We start from the raw sequence: 584 nt of genomic DNA, 5'->3' as shown, positions 1-584 counted from the left end.
TGAATACTGCGGCGCTGCCACACCGGTACGGTGCCAGCAGACATTCCCCACTGAATTGGTCTGCTCATAAATGGGAAATTGGCTGGGCTAATCATGCCATTTTAGCGGTAAAACTAATCATCCGTAATATGACAATTTACCGACAGACCATTTGGTAACTACGCGCCCTTGTGAACTGGGCAGGTACTGATGACCACATGTTCTGAAACACTGACGCAGCATGACGCAAATCAGCAAAGAACCTCAGAGGAAAAAGATGAGCACTCTCAGCGCTAAAAAAATAACCATTGAAACCGCCACCGCAGACGACTTTGTACAGTGGTTGCCGTTATGGAAAGATTATCAGCTATTTTATGGCGTCGATATTTCCGAAAAGGTAACCAAGCTGGTATGGCAAGGTTTTCACAGCCCGATTGAACCCGTTTTCTGCGCCGTTGCAAAAGAAAACGGACACATAGTCGGGCTGGTTCATTATCTGTTCCATCGTTCCACCTGGTCTGAAAATAACTATTGCTACCTCGAGGACCTGTATGTCAGTGAGGACATGCGTGGCAGACTGATTGGCAAAAAACTCATCGAGTTCG

1 protein-coding gene is annotated in these 584 nt (G+C 46.7%); it reads left to right on the top strand.

Going from position 1 to position 584, the window contains the following annotated elements; translation table 11 throughout:
* Positions 1–256: 256 nt before the first annotated feature.
* The coding region (locus tag J5224_RS34180; RefSeq protein ID WP_413544772.1) for an N-acetyltransferase family protein at positions 257–584 on the top strand (328 nt) is incomplete at its 3' end.

The sequence above is a fragment of the Candidatus Symbiopectobacterium sp. NZEC135 genome, from assembly GCF_025962695.1.
Note: the sequence above shows the minus strand (reverse complement) of the source record. Positions and strands in the feature narration are given on the sequence as shown.